The sequence below is a fragment of the Mycobacterium helveticum genome, assembly GCF_007714205.1.
Lineage (GTDB): Bacteria > Actinomycetota > Actinomycetes > Mycobacteriales > Mycobacteriaceae > Mycobacterium > Mycobacterium helveticum.
This window is the reverse complement of record NZ_VMQU01000029.1, coordinates 1-25,749: the sequence shown is the minus strand read 5'-3', so window position 1 is coordinate 25,749 and position 25,749 is coordinate 1. Positions and strand designations below refer to the sequence as shown.

The following is a 25,749-nucleotide window of genomic DNA, read 5'->3' as shown; positions in this document are numbered from 1 at the left end:
GCAGCCACAACGACAACTCAGCCCGGCAGCACCGGCGCCGCCCCGACGACCGTCAGCCCCGGAACCTCCGACCAGCCCTGCTGACCCTCGCCGACCGACGCCGAATACTGCAACACCCCTTGGGGCCCCGCGACGTACACCGTCGACGGGTTGGCCGCGACCGTGGCCACCGGAAGCTGCACACCGCGCGCCGGTGCGTCGGAGTTCACCCCGTCGAGGTTCACGTAGGACACCGGGTGGGAGGCGTCGGTGCGGGTCACCACGATGTCGTCGCCGGTCCGCCAGGACAGCGACACCACCGAGGTGCCCAGCCCGAAACCCAGCCGCCGCGGGTAGGTCAGGGCGTACTGCCCGGCCTGCGTCTGCTCGACACCGGCCAGGATCACCTGGCCGCCGATCACCATCGCGGCGCGAGTGCTGTCCCGGGACAGCTGCAGGTCGGTGATCGGTCCCGGGAAATGGCTCGCGACGGCCGCGGAATCCACCGGGATGCGCGCGGGCTGCCCGGACGCGGGCTCCTGGATCGCCCGCAACACGTTGTTGCCGTCCACCACCACCCAGACCGCGTCGTCCAGCGCCCAGCTGGGCCGCGACAGGGTGCGCCCGTCGGCGGACTGGACCGCCTCGGCGCCGAGGTCCCCGATCCACAACGACGCCTCCTGGTCCGGTGCGCCGCCGCGCAGCGTCACGACGGAGGCGACCTGCCGCCCGTTGCGCGACAGCGCCGCCCCGGTCTGGTCCGGCATCCGCCCGAAGGCCCCGGGCACCGTCGTCACGTGCTGGCCGTCCAGGCCCACCAGCGCCCCGTTGACCAGCGCGTGCAACCCCGCCCCCGCACCGTCGGCCACGCCCGGGTCGGTGGCGGCGACGTCGGAGGTGGTCCACCCCTCGGCGAACCGGTCGTCCAGCGGTGCGCCGTCGGCGTTGATCACGTACGGCCCGCGGATGTCCGCGCGTGCCAGGGTCCAGATGATCTGCGCGGCAAGCAGTTGCCTGCTGTGCGGGTCGGTGGTGGACAGCTTCTCCAGGTCGATGCGCGCGCCGCCATAACCGCGGCCGATCCCGTTCTTGCCGCCGTCGGCGCGGGTCACCGGGCCGCGCAGCCGCAGCGGCGGGGCGAGCAGGTTGCGGACCGTGTGCGCCATCTCGGGGCGTGGCCCGGCAATCAGCTTGGAGATCAGCTCGGTCGCCAGTTGGTCATGGTCGGGCACCGCGACGTAGCGGGGATCGGGAACCATCGTCTTGCCGGTCGGGTCGGCGAAGTACAGCGTGTTGCGCTTGTAGGTCGCCTGGAACTGCTGCCAGTCCAGGAAGACGCCGTTGGGCAGGCGGTCGATCCGCCAGCCGCCCGACGTCTTGACCAGCTCGATCGGCCCCGGGTCGGGCAGCACGCCCTCGGCGGTCTCGAACACGCCCATATCTGACAGCGAACCCAGGATGTCGGCCCGCATGGTCGCCGAGACACGTTCGGCGGCACGGGTTTCCACGAACACCACATGGTCGATCAGCAACGCGCTGCCGGCGTCGTCCCACGCGTTGGACGCCGACTGGGTGAGGAACTGCCGCGCGGCCAGGTGCCGGTTCGCCGGGTCCGCGGTGGCCTTGAGGAATTCCCGCAGCAGCACGTCGGGATCCATGCCCGGGGTCGGCTTGGGCAGGTTCGAGGGCGCGGGCCGCTCGACGGTGCCGATGGCCTGCGGCGCCGACGTGCTGGGCACCCCCGCGCAGCCGCCGAGCAGCACCGCCGCGAACAGCAGGCCCGGCAGGCGCCGCATCACCCGCTCCTCTCGGCGGGCTCGCGCTGACGCTGGCGGTCCTTGTGGTGGTGCGGGCCGGTGTCGCCGACCTGCGGGATGGGCTGCGAATTCGCTTGCGGGACCGGCTTCATGGGCAGCGGGCTGGTGGTGACCTTGTGGCCGCGCACCAGCGGCAGCGTCAGCCTGAAGCACGAGCCCTCGCCGGGCTCGCCCCACGCCTCCAGCCGGCCCTGGTGCAGTCGCGCGTCCTCGATGCTGATCGCCAGGCCGAGTCCGGTGCCGCCGGAGCGCCGCACCCGCGAGGGGTCCGCCCGCCAGAACCGGCTGAACACCAGCTTCTCCTCGCCGGGGCGCAGCCCGACCCCGTGGTCGCGCACGGTGACGGCGACGGTGTCCTCGTCGGCGCCCATCCGGATCTGTACGGGTTTGCGCTCGGCGTGGTCGATGGCGTTGGCGATCAGGTTGCGCAGGATGCGCTCCACGCGGCGGGTGTCCACCTCGGCGATCACCTCGTGGCCGGGCAGGTCCACCTGCAGCTCGACGCCGGCGTCCTCGGCCAGGTGCCCCACGTTGCTCAGCGCGCTGCGCACGGTGGCGCGCAGATCCACCGCATCCACGGACAGCTCGGCCACACCGGCGTCGTGCCGGGAGATCTCCAGCAGGTCGTTGAGCAGCGTCTCGAACCGGTCCAGCTCGCTGACCATCAGCTCGGTGGAGCGCGCCAGCGTGGGGTCGAGATCGGCACTGTGGTCGTAGATCAGGTCGGCGGCCATTCGCACCGTGGTCAGCGGGGTGCGCAGTTCATGGCTGACGTCGGAGGTGAAACGGCGCTGCAGGTTGCCGAACTCCTCGAGCTGGGTGATCTGCCGGGACAGGCTCTCGGCCATGTCGTTGAACGACAGCGCCAGGCGGGCCATGTCGTCCTCGCCGCGCACCGGCATCCGCTCGGACAGGTGACCTTCGGCGAACCGCTCGGCGATCCGCGACGCCTGCCGCACCGGCACCACCACCTGGCGGGACACCAGCAGCGCAATCCCGGCCAGCAGCACCAGCAGCACCGCGCCGCCGGTGATCATCGTGCCGCGCACCAGCATGATCGTGGCCTGCTCGTTTTTCAGCGGGAAGATCAGGTAGAGCTCCAGGTTGGCCACCTGCGACGACGCCGGCGAGCCGATGACCAGCGCCGGGCCCGAGAATCCGTCGGTGTGCACCGTGGCGTACTGGTAGGCCGCCTGCCCGGCCCTGACGAAACCCCGCAGGGCGTTGGGCACCTGGTCGACGGGCCCGGCCGTGGTGGCGGCGCGGGGGCCGTCACCCGGCACCATCAGCACCGCGTCGAACATGCCGGCCAGCCCGGCGCCCGAGGCCTGGTCGGTCTTGGACGTCAGCGTGTTGCGGGCCAGCTGCAGGCTGCTGTCCAGCGAGCGCGTCTCCTCGCCGCTGACGATCCCGCCGACCGTCGTGCGCGCCCGCTCGATCTGCTCGATGGCGGCCCGGACCTTGACGTCGAGCACGCGGTTGGTGACCTGGCTGGTCAGCACGAAGCCGAGGGCCAGGATCACTCCCAGCGACAGCCCGAGGGTCAGCGCCACGACGCGCAGCTGCAGGGAACGGCGCCATGCGACGGCGACGGCGCGGCTCACCGCGCCCATGCCGCGAGGCAGGGGACCCGAGCGGCCCCAGCGACTACGAGTGCGTCGGCGGGAGCCGAAGATCACCTGCGGCGCTCCTCACTATCGCGGCGCTCCGCATCGTCGCCGACGCGGATCACGGAGGTCCGGCCTTGTATCCCACTCCTCGAACGGTCAACACCACGGTCGGGTTCTCGGGGTCCTTCTCGACCTTGGCCCGCAGGCGCTGGACGTGCACGTTCACCAGGCGGGTGTCCGCCGGATGCCGGTATCCCCACACCTGTTCGAGCAGCACATCACGAGTAAACACCTGCCGCGGCTTGCGTGCCAGCGCGACCAGCAGGTCGAACTCCAGCGGGGTCAGGGAGATCTGCTCGCCGTTGCGGGTCACCTTGTGCGCCGGCACGTCGATGTCGACGTCGGCGATGGACAGCATCTCGGCCGGCTCGTCGTCGTTGCGCCGCAGCCGGGCCCGCACCCGCGCGACCAGCTCCTTGGGCTTGAACGGCTTCATGATGTAATCGTCGGCGCCGGACTCCAGGCCCAGCACCACGTCCACGGTGTCGGTCTTGGCGGTCAGCATCACGATGGGGATGCCGGAGTCGGCGCGCAGCACCCGGCACACGTCGATGCCGTTCATGCCGGGCAGCATCAGGTCCAGCAGCACCAGGTCGGGCCGCAGCTCGCGCACCGCGGTCAGGGCCTGGGTGCCGTCGCCGATGACCGCGGTGTCGAAGCCCTCCCCGCGCAGCACGATGGTGAGCATCTCGGCCAGCGAAGCGTCGTCGTCGACGACGAGAATCCTTTGCCTCATGGACTCCATGGTGTCACCAGATCGGGACAAAACAGGGGCGCCACACGGGCGTTTCTTGGCCGACACGGGCAATTGGGCGCCAAACAGGGTCAAAATGTGCGTTTCGCGGCCCCTACGGGCGCTGCGCAACGCCCTCGGGGACGGTCCCGGACCCCGTCACAGTCGCGGCGAGCCGCACCGGATCGACGTCGGCGTCCACCACCAGCCATCGTCCACCCCAGCCGGCGGCGGCCAACCCGGCGTACACCGCACCGGTCCGCTGCTGCAGCCCGTCGTCGCGCTCGTAGCTGTCGCGCACCCGGCCCGGCTCGGCGGCGGCCCGGGCCCGTGCCCGCCTCCCCGCGAGTTCGGCGGGCACCGCGAGCAGCACCTGCCAGTCGGGCGCGGGCAGCCGCAGCCGCTGGTATTCGAGCCGGTATACCCACGCCACGGCCTCGCCGGCCGCGTCCTGGTGCAGACGGGCGGCACTGTAGGCCGCGTTGGAGGCCACGTAGCGGTCCAGGATCACCACGTCGTGGTCGCCGCCCAGCCTCCCGATCTCCTCGACCGCCCCCGCGCGGTCGAGCGCGAACAGCGTCGCCATCGCGTACACCGACGCCGCGAGGTCACCGTGTTCGCCGTGCAGCGCCTCCGCGGCGAGGTCCGCGGTCACCGAACGTCCGTAGCGCGGAAAGTCCAGCGTGGCCACCGACCGGCCGGCGGCGGCGAAAGCCTTGCTCAGCCCGTCGGTCAGCGTCCGCTTGCCGGCGCCGTCGACCCCTTCGACCGCGATCAGCACGGCGCGAGCCTGGCGGGCGGTCAGTAGCGGTAGTGGTCCGGCTTGTAGGGGCCCTCGACGTCGATACCGAGGTACTCGGCCTGATCCTTGCTCAGCTTGGTCAGCTGGCCGCCGAGCGCCTCGACATGGATGCGGGCCACCTTCTCGTCGAGGTGCTTGGGCAGCCGGTACACCTCGTTGTCGTACTCGTCGTTCTTCGTCCACAGCTCGATCTGGGCGATCACCTGGTTGGAGAAGCTGTTGCTCATCACGAAAGACGGGTGGCCGGTGGCGTTGCCCAGGTTGAGCAGCCGGCCCTCCGAGAGCACGATGATCGACTTGCCGGTGTCGGGGAATGTCCACACGTCGACCTGCGGCCGGATGTTGACCTTCGTCGCCCCCGACTTCTCCAGCGCGGCCATCTGGATCTCGTTGTCGAAGTGCCCGATGTTGCCCAGAATGGCCTTGTCCTTCATCGCCTTCATGTGCGCCAGGGTGATGATGTCCTTGTTGCCGGTGGCGGTGACGACGATGTCGGCCTCGGCGATCACGTCCTCGACGGTCTTGACGTCAAAGCCCTCCATCAGGGCCTGCAGCGCGTTGATCGGGTCGATCTCGGTGACGACGACCCGCGCCCCCTGACCCTTGACCGATTCGGCGCAGCCCTTACCCACGTCCCCGTAACCGCAGATCAGCACCTTCTTGCCGCCGATCAGCACGTCGGTGCCACGGTTGATCCCGTCGATCAGGGAGTGCCGGCAGCCGTACTTGTTGTCAAACTTGGACTTGGTCACCGAGTCGTTGACGTTGATCGCCGGGAACGCCAGGTCCCCGGCCGCGGCGAACTGGTACAGCCGCAGCACCCCGGTGGTGGTCTCCTCGGTGACGCCCTTGACCGACTCGGCGATCCTGGTCCACTTGCCCTTGTCGGTCTCGAAGCGGTTGCGCAGCAGGTCCAGGAAGATCTTCCACTCGGCGGAGTCGTCCTCCTCGGCGGGCGGCACCACGCCGGCCTTCTCGTACTGGGCGCCGCGCAGCACCAGCATGGTGGCGTCGCCGCCGTCGTCGAGGATCATGTTGGCCGGCTCGTTCGGCCACGTCAGCATCTGCTCGGCGGCCCACCAGTACTCCTCAAGCGTCTCGCCCTTCCAGGCGAACACCGGCACACCCTGGGGCTCCTCGGGGGTGCCGTACGGGCCGACGACGACGGCCGCCGCCGCGTGGTCCTGAGTGGAGAAGATGTTGCACGACGCCCACCGCACCTCGGCGCCCAGCGAGACGAGGGTCTCGATCAGGATCGCGGTCTGGACCGTCATGTGCAGAGAGCCCGAGATCCGCGCGCCCTTCAGCGGCTGCACCTCGGCGTACTCGCGGCGCAGCGACATCAGTCCCGGCATCTCCTGCTCGGACAGCTCGATGTCGCGCCGCCCGTAATCCGCCAGCGACAGATCGGCAACCTTGAAGTCGATGCCGTTCCGGACGTCGGCACTCAGCGATTTTTCGGTCGTCGTCATAGCGTCTCTCATCCTTACTCGAGGCTCGCCGTCACCAGCGGTACTTAGCTTTAATATGTTCTTCAGCCACTGTAGTAGGCGACCTCACGGCCCCTCAATCAGGGAGAGGCGGGGGCAGGTTCAGGGCAGGTTGTTAACGCCGTGCCGCTCCGCGAACGGCGTCATCAACCGGGCCAGATCCGCCGCGACATCGTGGTTGGCCTCGGGTGGCATGGACACGTAGCTCAGCGCCAGCCGCACGATGGCGCGGGCCAGCACGCCGGCGTCCTCGTCGCTCGCGGCCACCCAGCTCTGCGTGAGCGCCGTCCTCAGCAGATTCGACGCGCGGGTGATGATCGGGGCACTGTCGGTGGTGATGATCTGCAGCAGATCGGGCTTGGCCACCCCCGTCAGCAGCGAGATCACCAGCGGGTCCGCCGCCGACTCGGCGAAGAAGTCGCGAAAACCGTGCAGAAACGCCTCGTAGACGTCGCCGACGTGGGCGTTGAGGGCGGCGTGCACGGTGTCGACGAGCCGGTCGGCCAGGCGCAGGGCGTAACCCTGCGCCAGGCCCTGCCGGGAGCCGAACTCGTTGTAGATGGTCTGCCGGCTGACGCCGGCGGCGCGGGCCACGTCGGACAGCGTGATGGCGGACCAGTCGCGGGCCAGCAGCAGGTCCCGCATTGCGTCGAGAACTGAGTCACGCAAGAGGATTCGCGACGCCTCGGCATAAGGCATCCGCTTCACCGGCGCGCAAATAACGTCTTGAACGCTCACGCCCGCGCAACCTCCACCATCTCGAAGTCCGACTTCGCCGCGCCGCAGTCTGGGCAACTCCAGTCCTCGGGGATGTCATCCCAGGGGGTGCCCGGCGCGATGCCGTCCTCCGGCCAACCGACCGCCTCGTCGTACTCGAAGCCGCACTGGATGCAGCGGAACAGCTTGTACTCACTCACGAGTTAGCTCCTACCTGTATCGGTTCGAAATCGACCTTCTCGAGCACCGCGCAATCGGGACAGCACCATTCGTCGGGTATTTGCTCCCACGACGTTCCGGCCGGAAAGCCCTCGCGCGCATTGCCTTTGGCCGGGTCGTAGACGTAGCCGCAGCCCGGGCACCGGTAGGCGGCCGTCATGCCGAAACTCCGTACTTGGCGAGCAGCTTGGCCCGTCGCCGCGGGTGCAGGTTCACCTTGGTGATGTCGCCGTCGTAGTGCTCCAGCACCCGGTGATCCATCACCTTGCGCCACAGCGGCGGGAAATAAGTGAGCGAGATCATCGACGCGTACCCGCTGGGCAGGTTGGGGGCGCCATCCATGCTGCGCAGCGTCTGGTAGCGGCGGGTGGGGTTGGCGTGGTGGTCGCTGTGCCGCTGCAGGTGGTACAGGAACAGGTTGGTCACGATGTGGTCGGAGTTCCAGCTGTGCACCGGCGCGCAACGCTCGTAGCGACCGTTGGCCGCCTGCTGTCGCAGCAGTCCGTAGTGCTCGAGGTAGTTGACGCCCTCGAGCAGGGAGAAGCCGAACACCGCCTGGATGATCACGAACGCGATCAGCGCCGGGCCGAAGACGGCGATCAGCACACCCCACAACACCACCGACATCGCCCAAGCGTTGAGCACGTCGTTGCGCAGGTACGTCGCGGGGTGCCAGGGACTCTTGCCCAGCCGGCGCAGCCGCTGGGCTTCCAGCCGCAACGCCGAGCGCAGGCCACCGAACACACTGCGCGGCAGGAACTCCCAGAAGTTCTCGCCGAAACGAGCCGAAGCCGGGTCCTCCGGGGTGGACACGCGCACATGGTGGCCGCGGTTGTGCTCGAGGTAGAAGTGCCCGTAGCAGGTCTGCGCCAGGGTGATCTTGGACAGCCAGCGCTCCAGCGCCTCCTTCTTGTGGCCCATCTCGTGCGCGGTGTTGATGCCGACGCCGCCGACGAGCCCGACCGTCAGCGCCACGCCGAGCTTGCCCGCCCAGCCCAGCGCGCCGTCAAAACCGAGCCAGCTCAGGTGGGTGGCTGTGAACAGGTAGGCGCCCAACACCAAGCTCAGATACTGGAACGGGATGAAGATGTAGGTGCAGTAGCGGTAGTACTTGTCGTTCTCCAGCCGCTCCATCACCTCGTCGGGGGGATTCTGCCCGTCGGGCCCGAAACGCAGATCCAGGATCGGTACCAGCAGGTAGATCAGGATCGGCCCGATCCACAGCGGCGCCTGCGCCGCGGCGTGCCAGCCGAGCTGGTTCATCCCCCACACGATCGGAAGCATCACGAACAACGCCGTCGGCGGGATGAGCCCGATCAGCCACAGATGGCGCTTCTTATCCCGCCACCGCTCCCCCGAGCTTTCCGCACCGCCGGGGGCTTCTAATCCGCCGCGGTCAGTTTGTGTGGTCATACGCCAAACCTCCTTGTGAGTCACACCACGATTGATTTGGACAATATGACAAGTTTAGTCTCTTGTCTAGACATTAAGCGGCTTTTGTAAAGCTGATCCGCCACCTTACCGGGGAGGTAGGGCGCGGCGCGGCGCGGGCAAGCGTGGCTCGTCGCCGGCCTCCCGGCGGCCCTGTAACGAATGCCCGTACCCGTAGCCGGCATAGATCGAGGTCCCGACGACCAGCCAGATCCCGAACCGGATCCAGGTCAGCGCGGTGAGGTTCAGCATCAGCCAGACGCACGCGCAGATCGAGGCGATCGGCAGCAGCGGCACCCACGGGGCCCGAAAGCCGCGCTCCAGGTCGGGACGCGTCCGGCGCAACACCATGACGCCGGCGGAGACCAGGACGAACGCGAACAGCGTGCCGACATTGACCATCTCCTCGAGCTTGGCGATCGGGAACACCGAGGCCGTCAGCGCCACCAACACCGCGACCAGCACGGTGACCCGGACGGGGGTCCCCCGCGCACCGGTCTTGGCCAGCGACCGCGGCAGCAGGCCGTCGCGCGCCATCGCGAACAGGATGCGGCACTGACCGAGGATCAGCACCATCACCACGGTGGTCAGCCCGGCCAGCGCCCCGATGGCGATGACCTTGCCGGCCCAGTGCACCCCGTTCGCCGTGAACGCCGTCGCGAGGTTGGCCTGCCCGCGGCCCGGGACGGTCTTGAGTTTCCAGTAGGGCACCATGCCCGACAGCACGACCGACACCGCGACGTAGAGGACCGTGACGATCGCCAGCGACACCAGGATGCCCTTGGGGACGTCGCGCTGGGGCCGCTTGGTCTCCTCGGCCATCGTGGCCACGATGTCGAACCCGATGAACGCGAAGAACACGATGGACGCCCCCGCGAGCACGCCGTACCAGCCGTAGTGGCTGCCGGGCGCCCCGGTCAGCAGCGACAGCACCGACTGGTTGATGCCTGAGGCCTCATGCCCCGTCTCGGGCGCGGGGACGAACGGCGAGTAGTTCGCGCCCTTGACGTAGCAGGCGCCGACCACCACCACCAGCACCACCACCGCCACCTTGACGCCGGTGACCACCGCGGAGAACCGCGACGACAACTTCGTGCCCAGCGCGATCAGGGTCGCCACCACCGCGACGATCAGCAGCGCCGCCCAGTCGAGCCGGACCGCTCCGAGCTGCAGCCGGCTACCGGCGAAGCCGACCACCGTCGCCAGGTAGCTCGACCACCCCTTGGACACCACGGCCGCGCCGATGGCCAGTTCCAGCAGCAGGTTCCAACCGATGATCCAGGCGAGGAACTCGCCGAAGGTGGCGTAGGAGAAGGTATAGGCGCTCCCCGCCACCGGCAGCGTCGACGCGAACTCGGCGTAGCACAGCGCCGCCAGCGCGCAGGTGACCGCGGCGATCACGAACGACACCCAGATGGCCGGGCCGGTGATGTCGCCGGCGGTCGAGGCCGTCACCGTGAAGATGCCCGCGCCGATCACCACCGCGACCCCGAACACCACCAGGTCCCACCAGTTGAGGTCCTTGCGCAGCCGGGTGTCCGGCTCGTCGGTGTCGGCGATCGATTGCTCCACGGACTTCATGCGCCACCGATTGGCCATCCGCCCTCCCGTTGGTCACCCGTTTGACGGCACAGTACTGGGTACCCTGCGAAAGTGTCCGGGGGCGAACACAACACACGGGAACACGCCGTCGTCATCGGGGCCGGCATCGCGGGGTTGTGCGCCGCGCGGGTCCTCTCGCAGTTCTACTCGCGGGTGACCGTCTACGAACGCGACGAGTTGCCGGACACCCCGGCCAACCGCGCGACGGTGCCCCAGGACCGGCACCTGCACATGCTGATGGCCCGCGGGGCGATCGAGTTCGACGGCCTGTTCCCCGGACTGTTGCGGGACATGGTCGCCGCGGGCGTGCCCATGCTGGAGAACCGGCCCGACTGCATCCATCTCGGCGCCGCGGGCCACGTGCTCGGCGTGGGGCAGACCCTGCGCGACGAGTTCACCGCCTACGTTCCCAGCCGCCCGCACCTGGAATGGCAGCTGCGCCGGCGCGTGCGCGACAGCGCCAACGTCGAGATCGTGCGGCGCCGCGTCGCCGAGCCGCGCTTCGACCCCGCCCGGCGGCGGGTCACCGGGGTGCTGCTGGATTCCGGCGACCCCGTCGGCGCCGAGTTCGTGCCGGCCGGCCTGGTCGTCGACGCGGCCGGCCGCGGCACCCGGCTGCCGGTGTGGCTGACCCGGTGGGGCTACTCGCGCCCGCCCGAACAGACCCTGGACATCGGCATCAACTACGCCACCCGGCAGTTCCGCATACCCGACGGCCTGATCGCCGAGAAGGTGGTCGTCGCCGGGGCCTCCCACGAGCAGTCGCTGGGGCTGGGCATGCTGTGCTACGAGGACGGCACCTGGGTGCTCACCACCTTCGGGGTGGCCGATGCCAAACCGCCGCGGACGTTCCCGCAGATGCTGGCGCTGGCCGCCGAGCTGCTGCCGGCGCATTTCACCGCCGCGCTGGCGCAGGCGGAGCCGCTCGGCGAGCCGGCCTTCCACGCGTTCCCGGCCAGCAGGTGGCGCCGCTACGACAAGCTGGACCGCTTCCCCGGGCGGCATCGTCCCGTTCGGCGACGCGGTCGCCAGCTTCAACCCCACCTTCGGGCAGGGCATGACGATGACGTCGCTGCAGGCCGGGCACCTGCGGCGCGCGCTGCAGCAACCGGACGACCGCGTGCCGGCGACACTGAACCGCGCCACCGCCAGGACCACCTACCCGGTCTGGCTGATGAACGCCATCGGCGACGTCAGCTTCCACCACGCCGAGACCGACCCCATCCCCCGCTGGTGGCGGCCGGTCGGTGCGCTGTTCGACCAGTTCCTCGGCGCGGCCGAGACCGAACCCGTGCTCGCCGAATGGTTCCTGCGCCGGTTCTCGCTGCTCGACAGCCTGTACATGGTGCCGCCGCCGCGGATCGTCGGCCGCGCCGTCGCGCACAACTTGAAGCTCTGGCTGGGCGGACGCCGCCAGGCCTCCCGGGCACGGCGGACCGTCACAGCCCCACGGTCGCCCTGAACAGCTTGGTGGGCTCGCGCGCGACGAGCCGGATCGGGCCGTCGTCGGCGGCCACCCAGGCCGCCATCCCGCGCCGCAGCGTGAGCGAGCCGGACTTGCCGTGCACCGTCGTGCACCCCTCGGTGCACAGCAGGACCTGCGGCCCCTCGTGGCTGCACGCCGCGTCGACCTCGTGCCCCAGGTACGCGCCCTCCAGCGCCAGCAGCGCCACCGCGAACTCCTCGGCCGGGGTCTCGTACACCATGCCGAACCCCTCGCGGCGGACACGCGGGCGCAGGCGCTCCTCGGCGGTGGGGCTGAAGTCCAGCACCCGCAGCAGCTCGGGCACGTCGACGTGCTTGGGGGTGAGGCCGCCGCGCAGCACGTTGTCGGAGTTGGCCATCACCTCGACGGCGAAGCCCCGCAGATAGGTGTGCAGGTTGCCGGCCGGTACGAAGATGGCCTCGCCCGGGGCCAGGCTGATGCGGTTCAGCAGCAGGGCCGCCAGCACCCCGGCGTCGCCCGGATAGCGTTCGCCGAGCTCGAGCACCGTCTTGACCTCGTCGGCGAACTCGGTCGCGCCGGAGCTCACGTAGGCGATCGCACCGTCCAGCACGGCCGCGACCAGCGCGTCGAGGTCGGGCTGGGGCGCGGTGATCCAGGTCGTGAACAGCGCACGCAGGCCGTCGGCGTCGGACTGGTCGTTGAGCAGCTCGATGTAGGGGTCCAGCTCGGCGATCGCCAGCGCCCGCAGCAGCTCCGCGGTACGCGCGGCCTGACGGAACCCGGCCAGCGCCTCGAAGGGCTGCAGCGCCACCAGCAACTCGGGCTTGTGGGAGGTGTCGCGGTAGTTGCGGACCGGGGAGTTCACCGGGATGCCCAGCCGCTCCTCGCGCAGGTAGCCCTCGACCGCCTGCTCGGCGCTGGGGTGGGCCTGAAGCGACAGCGGCTCCTCGGCCGCCAGCACCTTCACCAAGAACGGCAGGACGTCGCCGAACCGGGCGCGCGAGCCGGGCCCGAGCTGGCCCTCCGGGTCGGCGACCAGCGCGTCCAGCAACGAGACCTCGCCGTGCTCGGTTTCCAGCCAGGCCGGATCGCCGGGGTGTGCCCCGAACCAGAGCTCGGCCTCCGGGTGGGCCGCCGGGACCGGCCGGCCGGTGAACTCGGCGATGGCCATACGCGATCCCCATGCGTACGTCCTCAAGGCCCCGCGTAGCAGTTGCACGTGTGTATCTATCCCCGCACCAGTCGCAGGTAAACCGCGGCCATCTCCAGCCGGACGGCCAATACTGTCAGTTGTTGCCAGGCGCTCCCCGCGCCGGCCGGCATGGCCTTGCCACCGGCCGCCCCGCCGGGCGCGGCCGGGTCGCCGGGCGCCTCCGGCACATCCTCGGCGCAGACCAGGTGGACGTCTCCGGCACCGGCGACGCGCGCCGCCACCACCGTGCGTTCGGCGGCCAGGGTGAGCGCCAGCACCCGCAGCCGCTCGGGCAGCGGCCCGTCGATCTGTTCGTCGTGAAAGAGCGTGTCCACCGAGGACCGGGCGTCACTCAAACCGTCGGGGCCCGGGCCGTCGGGGGCGCGCAGCGCCACCACCGCGTCGGCGAGCCCGGCGGCGGCGACCACCTCGCGCGCGATCCGCAGCAGGAGCGAACTGCCGTGCCGCGCCACGGCGATCGTGGCGGCGCCGTCGCCGGCCAGCGCGACCCGGTGACCGGAGATCCGCGCGGCGATCGTCTTGGCGGGGTTGGTGAACAGGTCGCGGCCGGCGCTGTTGCGCAGGGCCTCGGCGTCCAGTTCGTCGGCGAGCCGCCCCAGGTCGATGCCCGTTCCGGGGTCCACGGTGTGCAGGGCGGCCAGGCCGGCGGCCAGGTAGCGGCAGAGCCCGAACTCGTCGGGGACCCGGAGCCGCGGGGCGAGCACGGCGACTCGCCCGGCGGTGGAATCGCGCAGCGGACCCTCGTACGGGGCCGCCACGACGACCCGCGCGCCGCGGCGCACCCCCGTCGCCGCGGACGTGACCAACGCCGGATCGCCGGGATCGTCACCGGCGACGATCAGCACGTCGAGCGGGCCTACCCACGGCGGCGCCTCGCCGAGAACCGCGATCGGCGCGGACACCTGCCCGCCCAGCGTCGCGGCCAGGATGGCGCCGGCGGTCTCGGCGGTCCCGCGGCCGGCCACCCAGATCACGCTGCGCGGAGGGTGGTCGACGCTAAGCGGGTCCAGCGCGCCCTCCTCGACCGCGGCGGCGACGGCACGCACCTGGGCGCCGGCCGACGACGCCGCCCGCAGCAGGCCGTCCCGGTCGGCGGCCAGCAGGCCCTCGGCGTCTTCGAGGTCGATCGCCCGGGTCGCACTCACGGTCCGGCGTCTCCGGGCACCGCGGAGTTCGCCACGTCGATCTCCGCGGTGACCTGCTTGACGACGGCGGCGACGTCCCCGGCGTCACGGGCCTCGACGTTGAGCCGCAGCAGCGGCTCGGTGTTCGAGCTGCGCAGGTTGAACCAACTGCCGTCGCCCAGGTCGACCGTCACCCCGTCGAGGTAATCGAGGGAGTGGATCCGGGCGCCGAACGACTTCAGCACGGCCTCCACGCAGTGCGGCGCGTCGGCCACCCTGAAGTTGATCTCGCCGGAGGACTCGTAGCGCTGGTAGTCGGCGGTCAGCTCCGACAGCGGCCGCTCCTGCTCGCCGAGGGCGGCCAGCACGTACAGCGCGGCCAGCATCCCGGAGTCGGCGCCCCAGAAGTCCCGGAAGTAATAGTGGGCCGAGTGCTCGCCGCCGAAGATCGCGCCGGTGTCGGCCATCAGCGCCTTGATGTAGGAGTGGCCGACCCGCGAGCGCAGCGGCGTGCCGCCCCGCTCGGTGACCAGTTCGGGCACCGAGCGCGAGGTGATCACGTTGTGGATGACGGTCGCGCCGATCTCCCGCTTCAGCTCGCGGGCGGCCACCAGGCCGGTCACCGTCGACGGCGCCACCGGCTCGCCGCGCTCGTCGACCACGAAGCAGCGGTCGGCGTCCCCGTCGAACGCCAGCCCGATGTCAGCACCCGTGTCGCGCACGTAGGCCTGCAGGTCCACCAGGTTGGCGGGGTCGAGCGGATTGGCCTCGTGGTTGGGGAACGAGCCGTCGAGCTCGAAGTACAACGGCAACATCGTGATCGACTCGATCGGTCCGAGCACCGCGGGCGCGGTGTGGCCGGCCATCCCGTTGCCGGCGTCCACGGCCACCCGCAGCGGACGCAGCCCGCAGGTGTTCACCAGCGAACGCAGGTAGGCGCCGTAGTCGGCCAGGACGTCGCGATCGGCGACGGAGCCGGGTCGCCCGCGGTGGCCTGCGACCCCGGCGATCACGTCATCGCCGATCACGCCAAGCCCGGTGTCGGCGCCGACGGGTTTCGCCCCGGCGCGGCACAGCTTGATGCCGTTGTAGGCCGCCGGGTTGTGGCTGGCGGTGAACATCGCGCCGGGACAGTCCAGCAGCCCCGAGGCGAAGTACAGCTGATCGGTGGACGCCAGGCCGATGCGCACCACGTCCAGGCCCTGCCCGGTGACGCCGCCGGCGAACGCGGCCGCCAGCGCCGGTGAGCTGTCCCGCATGTCGTGGCCGATCACCACCTGGTGGGCGCCCTCGGCGCGCATCAACCGGGCGAACGCCGCTCCCAGGTCGGTGACCAGCGGTTCGTCGAGTTCCTCACCGACCAGCCCGCGCACGTCGTAGGCCTTGACGACACGGTGGACAGTCGCGGCGGGCCGAGACATGCGGGGCCTCCTGACGCCATGGATTGCTTCGCCTCTTGGCCGTCAGCCTATAACCCCCCGGGGACACGGGCACCACGGTGCGCGGGCCCCGACGCCGCGCGCGGACACGGCGGGTGGGCGCTAGTCGGTGGGATCGGGCAGCACGCGCAGGTGCCCGCGGCGGCGCCCGGACCGGTGCTCGGGAGGCGCCAGCACAGCGCCGCTCGGGGCGGTCGCGTGCACACCGGCGTGCTGGACCGAAGGCGCGGAGAATCCGCGCTGCGGGACGCCGGGCAGGCTTGCCTCGCCCGGCCCGCCCTCACGCACCGCGTCGGCCAGGGCCACCAGGTCGTCGTCCTCGGGATGCGTGGGATGGGTGGGCAGCGGGCCGGCGTGGCGCACGAGATCCCACCCGCGGGGCGCCGTGATCCGGCCGGCGTGGCCGACGCACAGGTCCCACGAATGCGGCTCCCGCGCGGTCGCGAGTGGACCCACCACGGCCGTCGAATCCGAGTAGACGAACGTCAGAGTCGCCACGGCGTAGTGCGGACACCCGGGCCGGCAACAGCGACGGGGAACGTTCACGCCGAAAGGTTATCGTGCGAAAACGCCGCCGAAGCGCCGGACACGCGCAACCGTTCGGCGCACGATGTCCAACCGTTACCATCGTGCCCGATGAGTGATTCCCGCGGCGACTCGCGCAGCTTCGGCCGCAACGATCGGTCGAGGGGCGCACCCGGCGCGTCCCGGGCCTCCCGGCGGGGCCGGGACATGCGCGGGCCGTTGCTGCCGCCGACGGTGCCGGGGTGGCGCAGCCGGGCCGAGCGGTTCGACATGGCGGTCCTGGAAGCCTACGAGCCCATCGAGCGGCGCTGGCCGGACCGGCTGGCCGACCTCGACGTCGCGGTCGACGAGATCCCCCGCATCGCGGCCAAGGATCCGGAGAGCGTGCAGTGGCCGCCCGAGGTCGTCGCCGACGGTCCGATCGCGCTGGCCCGCCTGATCCCGGCCGGCGTCGACGTCCGCGGCAACGCCACGCGGGCACGAATTGTGTTGTTCCGCAAGCCGATCGAGCGACGGGCGAAGGACACCGTCGAACTCGCCGAGTTGCTGCACGAGATCCTGGTGGCTCAGGTGGCCGTCTATTTGGACGTCGAGCCCTCGGTCATCGACCCGACGATCGATGACGACTGACCGCGAATTGCGCTGTCGGTCAGATGCTGTCGGTCAGATGATGCCGCGTCAGATGATGCCGCGCTTGAGGCGGCGACGCTCCCGTTCGGAGAGCCCGCCCCAGATGCCGAAGCGCTCGTCGTGCGCCAGGGCGTAGTCGAGGCATTCGCTGCGCACCTCGCAGCCCAGACAGATCTTCTTGGCCTCGCGGGTGGAGCCGCCCTTCTCGGGGAAGAACGCCTCGGGATCGGTCTGCGCGCACAACGCGCGGTCCTGCCACTGGTCCGGCGTCGACGGCGGCACGGGCTCGGGTTCGAATGCGACCGGCGCATCGGGAACCACAGTCAGGTGCGGCCGCGCGAGCGCCACCGGAGCCGAGCCGAACATGGTGTGCGGTGAGCCTGCCATAACGCCCCGAAGGTGTTCGTAGGACATGCGTTTCCGCCTCCTCAGGCTGATTGAAAGAGTAGGGGTTCCCACTGTTCTGATGTACAGACATTCGAACAATTCGAACAAGTGATCGAATCTCGGTCTGCGACACCGGAAACGGCTGGCCAACCGGGAAATGACACTGTTGTGATTAGACACGGGTTGCTGTGCCCGGTCAAGCGTCAGACGGCGTTTCCATATCATCTCGTGACGAAATTTCGGCGTTTCTGTTGCATTGGGCCCCCGGCGTGTCGATCACAACTGTCACAACCGTTTCCGAATCCTCGTTTCCGGCCCGCCTCATGGGCCCGCCGCCGGACCGTGGCCGGCCGGTACTGTCGTGCCCTGTGAAGGTCACGTGAAGGTCACCGTTCTGGTCGGCGGGGTCGGCGGCGCCCGCTTCCTGCTGGGGGTCCAGCAGTTGCTCGGGCTGGGCCGGTTCCGGGCACCGGGGCGCCCGGCGAACGACCACGAGCTGGTCGCGGTCGTCAACATCGGCGACGACGCCTGGATCCACGGGGTGCGCGTGTGCCCGGATCTGGACACCTGCATGTACACCTTAGGCGGTGGCGTGGACCCGCAGCGCGGGTGGGGTCACCGCGACGAAACCTGGCACGCCAAAGAAGAATTGGCGCGCTACGGCGTGCAACCGGACTGGTTCATGCTGGGCGACCGCGACCTGGGCACCCATCTGGTGCGCACCCAGATGCTGGGCGCCGGCTACCCGCTGACGCAGATCACCGCGGCGTTGTGCGACCGCTGGCAGCCGGGCGCCCGGCTGCTGCCGGCCAGTGACGACCGGTGCGAGACCCACGTCGTGATCACCGACCCGGCCGACGAGAGCCGGCGTGCGATCCACTTCCAGGAGTGGTGGGTGCGCTACCGGGCTCAGGTGCCCACCCACAGCTTCGCGTTCGTCGGCGCCGAAAAGGCCGGCGCCACAACCGAGGCCGTGGCGGCTATCGCCGAAGCGGACGTCATCCTGCTGGCCCCGTCCAACCCGGTGGTCAGCGTCGGCGCCATCCTGGCGATCCCCGGCATCCGGGGTGCGCTGCGCGCCACCACCGCCCCGGTCGTCGGCTACTCGCCCATCATCGGCGGAAAGCCGTTGCGCGGCATGGCCGATGCCTGCCTGTCCGTGATCGGGGTCGAGTCCACCGCGGAGGCGGTGGGCCGCCACTACGGGGCGCGTGCGGGCACCGGGGTCCTGGACGGCTGGCTGGTGCACGAGGGCGACGCGGCGATCATCGAGGGGGTGGCGGTCCGTTCCGTCCCGCTGGTGATGACCGACCCGCAGGCCACGGCCGACATGGTCGCCGCCGGGCTCGGCCTCGTGGGCGTGAGCGCGTGAGCGGCCCGGGTCCGACGGCGCCGCCCGGCGTGCGCGAGCACGGCACGGCGGCCGCGGTCGAGATCCTGCCGGTGAGCGGGCTCCCCGAGTTCCGGCCGGGCGACGACCTGACCGCGGCCGTCGCCGCGGCCGCGCCCTGGCTGCGCGACGGCGACGTCGTGGTGGTGACCAGCAAGGCGGTCTCCAAGTGCGAGGGACGGCTGGTGCCGGCGCCGCGGGACGCCGAGGAGCGGGACCGGCTGCGGCGCCGGCTGGTCGACGACGAAGCGGTGCGCGTGCTGGCCCGCAAGGGCCGCACCCTGATCACCGAGAGCCGGCTGGGCCTGGTCCAGGCCGCCGCCGGTGTGGACGGATCCAACGTCGGGGTCGACGAGCTGGCGCTGCTGCCCGTCGACCCCGACGCCAGCGCCGCGGCCCTGCGCGCGGGCCTGCGGCAGCGCCTCGGCGTCAAGGTCGCGGTGGTCATCACCGACACGATGGGCCGGGCCTGGCGCAACGGCCAGACCGACGCGGCGATCGGCGCGGCCGGTCTGGCCGTGTTGCACAACTATTCGGGCACCGTCGACCGGCACGGCAACGAGCTGCAGGTCACCGAGGTTGCGGTCGCCGACGAGGTCGCCGCCGCCGCCGACCTGGTCAAGGGCAAGCTGACCGCGATGCCGGTGGCCGTCGTGCGCGGCCTGCACGTGACCGACGACGGCTCGACGGCCCGGCGGCTGGTGCGGCCGGGCACCGAGGACCTGTTCTGGCTGGGCACCGCCGAGGCTCTCGAGCTGGGCCGTCGGCAGGCCCAGCTGCTGCGCAGGTCGGTGCGCCGGTTCGGCGGCCGGCCGGTGCCGGCCGAGCTCGTCGAGGCCGCCGTCGCCGAGGCCCTCACCGCGCCGGCCCCGCACCACACCCGGCCGGTGCGGTTCGTGTGGCTGCGCACCCCGGCCACCCGGCTGCGGCTGCTGGACCGGATGAAGGACCGGTGGCGCGCCGACCTCGCCCGCGACGGCAACCCCCCCGACGCGATAGAGCGTCGGGTGGCGCGGGGCCAGATCCTCTACGACGCGCCGGAGGTCGTCGTCCCGTTCCTGGTTCCCGACGGCGCACACACCTATGCCGACGCCGCCCGCAGCGATGCCGAGCACGCCATGTTCACGGTCGCGGTCGGGGCGGCCGTGCAGGCCCTGCTGGTGGCCCTGGCGGTGCGGGGCCTGGGCAGTTGCTGGATCGGCTCGACGATCTTCGCCGCCGACCTGGTGCGCGCCGAGCTCGACCTGCCGCCCGACTGGGAGCCGCTGGGCGCCGTCGCGATCGGCTACGCGCAGGACCCGGCCGGGCCGCGCGAACCGGTTCCGGCGGCGGACCTGCTGATCCGGAAATGACCCCGACGACGGCGTTCGCGGGCAAGGCGGCGGCGGCGGTGCGCACCGGCCGCAGTTACGGTGGGGGAATCTGGGAACTCGAGCCCGCCGCAGCCGAGCAGCTGCCCGCCGCGCCGCCGGCCTGCGCCTGCGGCGGACTCGCCGCCGACGTCGTGGCCCGCTGCCGCGCGGCGTGGTCGGCGCTGCGCGACCACCGGACCGGGCGGGTGCCGCGGTGAGCGTTCGCGACTCGGCGATCTCGATACTCACCGACTGGCGGGCGCCCGACCCGGCCCAGGATTCGGTGCGGCACGCCGTCCTGGCCTTCCTGCACGCCCGCCCCGACGCCTGCCGCCGCGACTGCGTGCCCGGCCACGTGACCGCGTCGGCGCTGGTGCTCGACGACACCGGCGACCGGGTGCTGCTGACCCTGCACCACCGGCTGCGCCGCTGGGTGCAGATGGGCGGGCACTGCGACGAAGGGGACGAGGACGACGACGGGGACCCCGACGTCGTCGCCGCGGCGTTGCGCGAGGCGACCGAGGAGTCCGGGATCGCCGGTCTGCGTATCGAGCCGGAGCTGGCCGCGGTGCACGTCCACCCGGTCACCTGCTCGCTGGGCGTGCCGACCCGGCACCTCGACCTGCAGTTCGTGGCGCGCGCGCCGGCCGGCGCGCGGATCGCGATGAGCGACGAGTCGCTGGACCTGCGGTGGTTCCCGGCCGACGGGCTGCCGGAAGGCACCGATCACGCGCTGGCCTACCTGGTGGCTCAAGCCCTGGGCCGTTAGCCGCCACGCCCGGGCCGGGGACTCAGACGTCCGAGGAGTAGCGGATCCCGCCGTCGGGAATGGCCACGCCGGGCCAGACGCGGGCACCGCGCAGCAGCTCGCAGCGCGCGCCGATGTCGGCGCCGTCGCCGATCACCCCGTCGCGGATCAGGGCCCGCGGACCGATGCGCACCCCGAAGCCGAGGATCGACCGTTCGATCACGCTGCCCGCCTCGACCTTGACGCCGTCGAAGATCACCGCGCCGTCCAGCCGCACCCCGGGGCCGATCTCGGCGCCCCGCCCGACGACCGTGCCGCCGATGAGCACCGCGCCGGGCGACACCGCGGCGCCGTCGTGCACCAACTGCTCGCCGCGGTGGCCCTGCAGCGCCGGCGACGGGGCGATGCCGCGCACCAGGTCCGCCGATCCGCGCACGAAGTCCTCCGGAGTGCCCATGTCGCGCCAGTACGTGGCGTCGACGTAGCCGACGACCTTGAGGGCGTCGGCCAGCAGGGCCGGGAACACCTCGCGTTCCACGGAGACCTCGCGGCCGCGGGGAATGCGGTCGATCACCTCGCGCTGGAAGACGTAGCAGCCGGCGTTGATCTGGTCGGTGGGCGGGTCCTCGGTCTTCTCCAGGAACGCGACGACGCGGTCGTCCTCGTCGGTGGGCACACAGCCGAACGCCCGGGGGTCACCGACCCGCACCAGGTGCAGCGTGACGTCGGCCTGCTTGGTGTGGTGGAACTCGAGCAGCGCGCCCAGGTCGGCACCGGACAGCACGTCGCCGTTGAACACCATCGCGGTGTCGTGGCGCAGCTTCGGCGCGACGTTGGCGATCCCGCCGCCGGTTCCCAGCGGGTTCGGCTCGGTCACGTACTCGATCTGCAGGCCCAGCTTGGACCCGTCGCCGAACTCGGCCTCGAACACCTCGGCCCGATACGACGTCCCGAGGATCACGTGCTCGATGCCGGCCGCGGCGATCCGCGACAGCAGATGGGTGAGGAAGGGCAGCCCGGCGGTCGGCAGCATCGGCTTGGGCGCCGAGAGGGTCAGCGGCCGCAGCCGAGTGCCCTTGCCGCCCACCAGGATCACCGCGTCAACCGGGGGTCTTGCCACCTCTAGCGCCCTTCCATGTCGCGTCTTCTGCTGCGCAGCGAATTGCGCACCATCAGGCGCGAACGCACCTCCAGCGACGCGCGCAGCGTCCAGCGCAGCGGGGCCCGCCACCATCCGGCATGCCGGTCGGCCAGGAAGATGTAGGTGCTTTGGTGATGCGCCGTCAGGTGGCTCGCCGGGTCGTGCCCGGTGGAGTGGCCCCGGTGGTGCAGCACCTCCGCCGAGGGCACGTAGACGCTGCACCAGCCGGCCCTGCCCAGGCGGTCCCCGAGGTCGACGTCCTCCATGTACATGAAGTAGCGCTCGTCGAACCCGCCGACCTGGCGAAACGCCGACCGGCGCAGCAGCAGGCACGACCCCGACAGCCAGCCGACCGGCCGCTCGCTGGGCTCGAGCCGCTCCTGGCGGTACGCCGCCGTCCACGGGTTGCGCTTCCAGAAGGGCCCGAGAACCGCGTGCATCCCGCCGCGGACCAGGCTGGGCAGGTGGCGCGCCGACGGGTACACCGACCCGTCGGGGTCCCGGATCAGCGGGCCCAGCGCACCCGCCCGCGGCCACCGGTTGGCGGCGTCCAGCAGCGCGTCGATGCTGCCCGGACCCCACTGCACGTCGGGGTTGGCCACGATCACCCAGTCGTCGGCCGCCCCGATCTCCCCCAGCCGCTCGACGGCGAGGTTCACCGCGGTGCCGTATCCGAGGTTGGCCCCCGTCTCGAACAGCCGCACGTTCGGGTAGCGCTCGACCGCCGTCTGCGGCGTCCCGTCGGTGGAGCCGTTGTCGGCCAGCAGCACCTCGACCGGGCGATCCGTGGCCAGTGACAACGAGGCCAGAAAGCGCTCCAGGTGCGGGCCCGGCGAATAGGTCACCGTGACCACCGGCACGACGTCAGTCACGCGTCGAGGGTAGCGGTCGGTCGCCCGCGGCGACGCCGCCGGCCGCCGACAGCGCCGCGACCAGGGCCTCGCGCCAGGGCCGCAGCGGCCGCAGGCCCGCCGCCCGGGACTGCTCGCCGCCGAGCGCGGAATAGACCGGCCGCGGCGCCGGCCGGGGAAACTGCGCGGTGCTGACCGGGCGCACCCGGGACGGGTCGGCGCCGCACTCCTCGAAGACCGCCCGGGCCTGCCCGAACCGGGACACCGCCCCCGCGTTGGCGGCGTGCAGGATCGGGCCGGGCACGCCGTCGTCGGCCACCTGCAGCAGCGCGGCGGCCAGGTCGCCGACGTAGGTCGGGGAGCCGGTCTGGTCGTCCACCACGTCGACGGGGCCGTCCCCGGCGGCCAGCCGGCGCATGACGGCGACGAAGTCCTTGCCGGTGCCGCCGGTGTAGACCCAGGCGGTGCGCACGACTGTCCCGGCGCCGGCCTCCGGCAGCGCGGCCAGCACGGCCCGCTCGCCGGCGAGCTTGCTGAGGGCGTACACGCCCCGCGCGTCGGTGGGGTCGCCGGGCTCGTAGGGGCGGGAGGCCGGGGCGCCCGGGTCGCCGCCGCGGGCCTCGCCGCCGAAGGCCTCGCCGCCGAAGGCCTCGCCGCCGAAGGCCTCGCCGCCGAAGACATAGTCGGTGGAGACGTGGATCAGCCGGGCGCCCGCCCGCGCGCAGGCCCTGGCCAGGTGCTCGGGTCCGGCGGCGTTGACCGCATACGCGCGGGCCTGGTCGTTCTCGGCGCCGTCGACGTCGGTGTAGGCCGCGCAGTTGATCACGATGTCGCCACCGCCGATGATCCGCTCGGCCGCCGCCGGGTCGGTGATGTCCCACTGCGACGACGTGTACGCCTGCATCGGGCGGCCCTGGTCGGCCGCCAGCGCCGCCAACGTGCTGCCCAGTTGCCCCCCGGCCCCGCTGATAATCATCCTGCCCGACATGGCATGAGTGTGGCACGCGCCGAAACGCGCGGGTCACGCCCGGGTCACGCCGGGGGCGCGCGGGTGCCCGCTACCCGCGAAGCGGCTGTGCCGCAAGTAACCTAGTGGGATGGGAGTGCATCGTGTGGTTCGTGTGGTTGCCACCGCGCTGACGGTCCTGGTCGTTCTCGGCACCGGGATCGCGTGGACCAACGTCCGGTCCTTCGAAGACGGCATCTTCCACATGTCGGCCGCCTCGCTGGGCAAGGGCGGCGACGACGGCGCGATCGACATCCTGCTGGTCGGCCTGGACAGCCGCACCGACGCGCACGGCAACCCGCTGTCGGCCGACGAGCTCGCGGCGCTGCGCGCCGGCGACGAGGAGGCGACCAACACCGACACCATCATCCTGATCCGGATTCCCAACAACGGGCAGTCGGCGACCGCCATCTCGATCCCGCGCGACTCCTACGTCGCGGCCCCGGGCCTGGGCAAGACGAAGATCAACGGCGTCTACGGCCAGACCCGGGAGACCAGGCGCGCCAACCTGGTCCAGGCCGGCGACTCGGCCGAGCACGCCGCGGCCCAGGGCACCGAGGCCGGCCGGGAGGCGCTGATCAAGACCGTCGCCGACCTCACCGGGGTCACCGTCGACCACTACGCCGAGATCGGACTGCTGGGTTTCGCGTTGATCACCGACGCCCTCGGCGGCGTCGACGTCTGCCTCAAGGAGCCGGTGTTCGAGCCGCTCTCGGGCGCCGACTTCCCCGCCGGCCAGCAGCGCCTGTCCGGCCCGGAGGCGCTCAGCTTCGTACGCCAGCGCCACGAGCTGCCGCGCGGCGATCTGGATCGCGTCGTGCGCCAGCAGGCGGTGATGGCCTCGCTGGCCCACAGCGTCATCTCCGGCAAGACGCTGTCGAGCCCCACCACGCTGCAGCGCCTGGAGGCCGCCGTCCAGCGCTCGGTGGTGCTCTCCTCGGGCTGGGACGTGATGGACTTCGTGCAGCAGATGCAGAAGCTGGCCGGCGGCAAAGTCGCGTTCGCCACCATCCCGGTGCTCGACGGCGCCGGCTGGAGCGACGACGGCATGCAGAGCGTGGTGCGGGTGGACCCGCACCAGGTCCAGGACTGGGTCGCCGGCCTGCTGCACAACCAGGACCAGGGCAAGACCGAGGAGCTGGCCTTCACCCCGGCCAAGACGACGGCCAGCGTCGTCAACGACACCGACATCAACGGCCTGGCCGCGGCGGTAGCGGACGTGTTGAGCTCCAAGGGATTCACGACCGGCGCCGTCGGCAACAACGTGGGCGGGCACGTCAAGGGCAGCCAGGTGCGGGCGGCCAAGAGCGACGACGTCGGCGCCCGGGAGGTCGCCCGGCAACTGGGCGGCCTGCCCGTGGTCGCCGACACGTCGATAGCCCCGGGCACCGTCCGCGTGGTGCTGGCCAACGACTACAGCGGCCCGGGCTCCGGCCTGGGCGGCGGTGCGAACAGCCAGATGGCGGCCGCCCACGTGTCCAACGCGGGCGGGGCGGACGACCCGGACGTCCCGGCGCCCTCGCCCATCCTGACCGCCGGCTCCGACAAGCCCGAATGCATCAACTGAGCACGCCCGCCACGCTTTCGGGGGCCATCCTCGAGCCGATGCTGCGGGCCGACCCGGTCGGCCCGCGCATCACCTACTACGACGATGCGGCCGGCGAGCGCATCGAGTTGTCCGCGGCGACCCTGGCCAACTGGGCCGCCAAGACCGGCAACCTGCTGCGCGACGAGCTGGGCGCCGGGCCCGGCAGCCGGGTCGCGATTCTGCTGCCGGCGCACTGGCAGACGGCGGCGGTGCTGTTCGGGGTGTGGTGGGTCGGCGCGGAGGTGGTGCTCGAAAGCCGGGCCGACCTGGCCCTGTGCACCGCCGAACGCCTCGACGAGGCCGACGCGTTGGTCGACGGTGGCGAGGTGGCAGTGTTGTCGCTGGACGCGTTCGGCCGGCCCGCCCCCGATCTGCCGATCGGCGTCACCGACTACGCCAGCGCGGTGCGCGTGCACGGCGACCGGATCGTCCCCGAGCCCCACCCGGG

Annotated in this window: 25 protein-coding genes and 1 pseudogene; 8 read left to right on the top strand and 18 right to left on the bottom strand. The window is 71.5% G+C overall.

Annotated features, from left to right (window positions below; genetic code table 11):
* Window positions 1-17: 17 nt before the first annotated feature.
* From lpqB to FPZ47_RS09140, 10 genes are all read right to left on the bottom strand, one after another.
* Entirely contained in the window at window positions 18-1,775 is a 1,758-nt protein-coding gene (gene lpqB / locus FPZ47_RS09185) for an MtrAB system accessory lipoprotein LpqB (protein WP_144948563.1), read from the bottom strand.
* The gene (gene mtrB, locus FPZ47_RS09180; RefSeq protein ID WP_144948565.1) at window positions 1,775-3,475 is read right to left on the bottom strand and encodes an MtrAB system histidine kinase MtrB; all 1,701 of its coding nucleotides are present in this window, start codon (window positions 3,473-3,475) and stop codon (window positions 1,775-1,777) included. Before mtrB ends, lpqB begins: the two co-directional genes overlap by 1 nt.
* Window positions 3,476-3,524: 49 nt before the next feature.
* Window positions 3,525-4,211 (bottom strand): two-component system response regulator MtrA, encoded by a 687-nt coding sequence (gene mtrA, locus FPZ47_RS09175; RefSeq protein ID WP_144948567.1) that lies wholly within the window; start codon window positions 4,209-4,211, stop codon window positions 3,525-3,527.
* A gap of 103 nt (window positions 4,212-4,314) precedes the next feature.
* Window positions 4,315-4,980 (bottom strand): dTMP kinase, encoded by a 666-nt coding sequence (locus tag FPZ47_RS09170; protein WP_144948570.1) that lies wholly within the window; start codon window positions 4,978-4,980, stop codon window positions 4,315-4,317.
* A 20-nt stretch (window positions 4,981-5,000) separates the two neighbouring features.
* Window positions 5,001-6,473, bottom strand: coding sequence for an adenosylhomocysteinase (gene ahcY / locus FPZ47_RS09165; protein ID WP_144948573.1), 1,473 nt, complete (start codon window positions 6,471-6,473; stop codon window positions 5,001-5,003).
* 120 nt (window positions 6,474-6,593) lie between these two features.
* The gene (alkX, locus tag FPZ47_RS09160; RefSeq protein WP_144948697.1) at window positions 6,594-7,190 is read right to left on the bottom strand and encodes a TetR family transcriptional regulator AlkX; all 597 of its coding nucleotides are present in this window, start codon (window positions 7,188-7,190) and stop codon (window positions 6,594-6,596) included.
* Window positions 7,191-7,225: 35 nt separating this feature from the next.
* On the bottom strand, window positions 7,226-7,408 hold the full coding sequence (locus FPZ47_RS09155; RefSeq protein ID WP_144948576.1) for a rubredoxin: 183 nt from the start codon (window positions 7,406-7,408) through the stop codon (window positions 7,226-7,228).
* Window positions 7,405-7,587, bottom strand: a complete 183-nt coding sequence (locus FPZ47_RS09150) for a rubredoxin (protein WP_144948578.1) — start codon at window positions 7,585-7,587, stop codon at window positions 7,405-7,407. The genes FPZ47_RS09155 and FPZ47_RS09150 overlap by 4 nt, the downstream gene beginning before the upstream one ends.
* Entirely contained in the window at window positions 7,584-8,840 is a 1,257-nt protein-coding gene (locus FPZ47_RS09145) for an alkane 1-monooxygenase (protein WP_144948581.1), read from the bottom strand. The genes FPZ47_RS09150 and FPZ47_RS09145 overlap by 4 nt, the downstream gene beginning before the upstream one ends.
* A gap of 105 nt (window positions 8,841-8,945) precedes the next feature.
* Entirely contained in the window at window positions 8,946-10,457 is a 1,512-nt protein-coding gene (locus FPZ47_RS09140) for an amino acid permease (protein ID WP_144948584.1), read from the bottom strand.
* A 54-nt stretch (window positions 10,458-10,511) separates the two neighbouring features.
* On the opposite strand from FPZ47_RS09140, the pseudogene FPZ47_RS09135 reads away from it, so the two are divergent.
* A pseudogene (locus FPZ47_RS09135) lies at window positions 10,512-11,922 on the top strand (FAD-dependent oxidoreductase).
* Here FPZ47_RS09135 and manA read toward each other — a convergent pair.
* The 4 genes from manA to FPZ47_RS09115 form a co-directional block, all read right to left on the bottom strand.
* On the bottom strand, window positions 11,900-13,126 hold the full coding sequence (gene manA, locus FPZ47_RS09130) for a mannose-6-phosphate isomerase, class I (protein WP_144948587.1): 1,227 nt from the start codon (window positions 13,124-13,126) through the stop codon (window positions 11,900-11,902). The pseudogene FPZ47_RS09135 and the gene manA overlap by 23 nt on opposite strands.
* Window positions 13,127-13,134: 8 nt before the next feature.
* Window positions 13,135-14,265, bottom strand: a complete 1,131-nt coding sequence (locus FPZ47_RS09125) for a TobH protein (protein ID WP_144948590.1) — start codon at window positions 14,263-14,265, stop codon at window positions 13,135-13,137.
* Window positions 14,262-15,665: a phosphomannomutase/phosphoglucomutase gene (locus tag FPZ47_RS09120; RefSeq protein WP_144948593.1), complete on the bottom strand. Its 1,404-nt coding sequence runs from the start codon at window positions 15,663-15,665 to the stop codon at window positions 14,262-14,264. The genes FPZ47_RS09125 and FPZ47_RS09120 overlap by 4 nt, the downstream gene beginning before the upstream one ends.
* 120 nt (window positions 15,666-15,785) lie before the next feature.
* Window positions 15,786-16,229 (bottom strand): DUF3499 domain-containing protein, encoded by a 444-nt coding sequence (locus tag FPZ47_RS09115; RefSeq protein ID WP_168209400.1) that lies wholly within the window; start codon window positions 16,227-16,229, stop codon window positions 15,786-15,788.
* 186 nt (window positions 16,230-16,415) lie between these two features.
* Between FPZ47_RS09115 and FPZ47_RS09110 the strand changes: the two genes are divergently transcribed.
* Window positions 16,416-16,838 (top strand): metallopeptidase family protein, encoded by a 423-nt coding sequence (locus FPZ47_RS09110; protein ID WP_144948700.1) that lies wholly within the window; start codon window positions 16,416-16,418, stop codon window positions 16,836-16,838.
* 48 nt (window positions 16,839-16,886) lie between these two features.
* On the opposite strand, the gene FPZ47_RS09105 is transcribed toward FPZ47_RS09110, so the two are convergent.
* Entirely contained in the window at window positions 16,887-17,225 is a 339-nt protein-coding gene (locus FPZ47_RS09105; protein ID WP_144948596.1) for a WhiB family transcriptional regulator, read from the bottom strand.
* A 379-nt stretch (window positions 17,226-17,604) separates the two neighbouring features.
* On the opposite strand from FPZ47_RS09105, the gene cofD reads away from it, so the two are divergent.
* Genes cofD through FPZ47_RS09080 form a run of 4 tightly spaced genes read left to right on the top strand, consistent with a single transcriptional unit; the run spans window position 17,605 to window position 20,736 of the window.
* Complete coding sequence (gene cofD / locus FPZ47_RS09095) at window positions 17,605-18,597, top strand: 2-phospho-L-lactate transferase (RefSeq protein ID WP_144948598.1); 993 nt, start codon at window positions 17,605-17,607, stop codon at window positions 18,595-18,597.
* 29 nt (window positions 18,598-18,626) lie between these two features.
* Window positions 18,627-19,967, top strand: coding sequence for a coenzyme F420-0:L-glutamate ligase (locus FPZ47_RS09090; protein WP_144948703.1), 1,341 nt, complete (start codon window positions 18,627-18,629; stop codon window positions 19,965-19,967).
* On the top strand, window positions 19,964-20,185 hold the full coding sequence (locus tag FPZ47_RS09085; RefSeq protein ID WP_144948601.1) for a hypothetical protein: 222 nt from the start codon (window positions 19,964-19,966) through the stop codon (window positions 20,183-20,185). The genes FPZ47_RS09090 and FPZ47_RS09085 overlap by 4 nt, the downstream gene beginning before the upstream one ends.
* Window positions 20,182-20,736 (top strand): NUDIX hydrolase, encoded by a 555-nt coding sequence (locus tag FPZ47_RS09080; RefSeq protein WP_144948604.1) that lies wholly within the window; start codon window positions 20,182-20,184, stop codon window positions 20,734-20,736. Before FPZ47_RS09085 ends, FPZ47_RS09080 begins: the two co-directional genes overlap by 4 nt.
* 22 nt (window positions 20,737-20,758) lie before the next feature.
* Here FPZ47_RS09080 and manB read toward each other — a convergent pair whose 3' ends face one another.
* Genes manB through rfbD form a run of 3 tightly spaced genes read right to left on the bottom strand, consistent with a single transcriptional unit; the run spans window position 20,759 to window position 23,695 of the window.
* Window positions 20,759-21,835: a mannose-1-phosphate guanylyltransferase gene (gene manB, locus FPZ47_RS09075; protein WP_144948607.1), complete on the bottom strand. Its 1,077-nt coding sequence runs from the start codon at window positions 21,833-21,835 to the stop codon at window positions 20,759-20,761.
* Between the two features lie 2 nt (window positions 21,836-21,837).
* Window positions 21,838-22,710, bottom strand: coding sequence for a glycosyltransferase family 2 protein (locus tag FPZ47_RS09070; protein WP_168209401.1), 873 nt, complete (start codon window positions 22,708-22,710; stop codon window positions 21,838-21,840).
* A gap of 10 nt (window positions 22,711-22,720) precedes the next feature.
* Window positions 22,721-23,695 carry a dTDP-4-dehydrorhamnose reductase gene (gene rfbD / locus FPZ47_RS09065; protein ID WP_144948613.1) on the bottom strand — a complete coding sequence of 325 codons (975 nt, stop codon included), beginning with the start codon at window positions 23,693-23,695 and terminating at the stop codon, window positions 22,721-22,723.
* A gap of 109 nt (window positions 23,696-23,804) precedes the next feature.
* Here rfbD and FPZ47_RS09060 point away from each other — a divergent pair, with 109 nt between their 5' ends.
* Window positions 23,805-25,280, top strand: coding sequence for an LCP family protein (locus FPZ47_RS09060; protein WP_144948616.1), 1,476 nt, complete (start codon window positions 23,805-23,807; stop codon window positions 25,278-25,280).
* A partial coding sequence (locus FPZ47_RS09055) for a TIGR03089 family protein (RefSeq protein WP_210419863.1) occupies window positions 25,268-25,749 on the top strand: 482 nt, incomplete at its 3' end. The genes FPZ47_RS09060 and FPZ47_RS09055, both read left to right, overlap by 13 nt.